The organism is Streptomyces sp. NPDC014727 (assembly GCF_043083485.1).
Taxonomy (GTDB): domain Bacteria; phylum Actinomycetota; class Actinomycetes; order Streptomycetales; family Streptomycetaceae; genus Streptomyces.
In genome coordinates, this window is sequence record NZ_JBIBYR010000093.1 from 1 (window position 1) to 1,046 (window position 1,046).

Below are 1,046 nucleotides of genomic sequence, written 5' to 3' on the forward strand. Positions count from 1 at the left end.
CCAGGTAAGCCATTAGGCCCAGGAACCTCCTCTCGATTTCCTCCCAGCTATGCCGGGGATACGACAGAGCGCCTCGTGGCGCACTTGAAGCGCTCGACCTTGCCGTTGGTCTGAGGCCGGTACGGCCGCGTGCGCTTGTGCGAAATGCCCTGTGCTGTAAGGGAGCTGCGCCAGAGGTGGCTCTTGTAGCAGGCGCCGTTGTCGGTCAGGACGCGTTCGACGGTGATCCCGCTCTGGGTGAAGAACGCGTGGGCCCGCTGCCAGAATCCGACGGCGGTCTCCTTCTTCTCGTCGGCGAGGATCTCGCTGTAGGCGAGGCGGGAGTGGTCGTCGACGGCGTTGTGGAGGTAGCTGTAGCCGGCTCCGGAGCGTGTCTTGCGGCCCGCCTGGCGTCCGAGAGTCTTGTGTCCACCGCCGTCGGGGATGTTGCCGAGCTTCTTGATGTCGACGTGCACCAGCTCGCCCGGGCGGTCGCGCTCGTAGCGGCGGATCACCCGGCCGGTGGCCCGGTCCAGGTGCGTGAGCCGGGCCAGGCGGTAGCGGGTCAGGACGCGGTGGACCGTGGCCGGGTTCAGGCCCAGGAGGTAGGCGATGCGGGCCGGTCCCCACCGGCGCAGGACGCGGACCTTGATGATCCGGCGTTCGGTGCGGGTCGGGGTCCGGCGCGGGCTGCGGTGTGGCCGGCTGGAGCGGTCGGCCATGCCTGCCTCGCCGAGTTCGCGGTAACGGCCGACCCATCGCTGAGCCGTCGTGGGTGAGACCTGGAAGCGTTCGGCGGCCCGGCGCAGGGTCCAGCCGTCCTCGACGACGCAGCGGGCCAGGCGCAGGCGTCCGGTCTCGGTCAGGGGTGCATTACGGTGGGGCACGAGGGCCTTTCGGTCGGTGTAGACGTCGCAATCCACACCGAACTCGAAAGGCCCTCACCCGTTCAAGATCCCTCAGCCGAGATCTGGTGTCGGCGTACGGGCTGTAGTGCAGAGGCATGTACGGGCTGATGTACAGAGTTTGAGTCTGTGTCAACTGACCGCCGTGATGCCGCCTTCGAT

At 67.8% G+C, this 1,046-nt stretch carries 1 pseudogene; it reads right to left on the bottom strand.

The annotated features are described in order from the left end of the window. Nucleotides 1-86: 86 nt before the first annotated feature. A pseudogene (locus tag ACF1B9_RS38055) lies at nt 87-866 on the bottom strand (IS481 family transposase); the annotation flags it as partial. Nucleotides 867-1,046 lie beyond the last annotated feature (180 nt).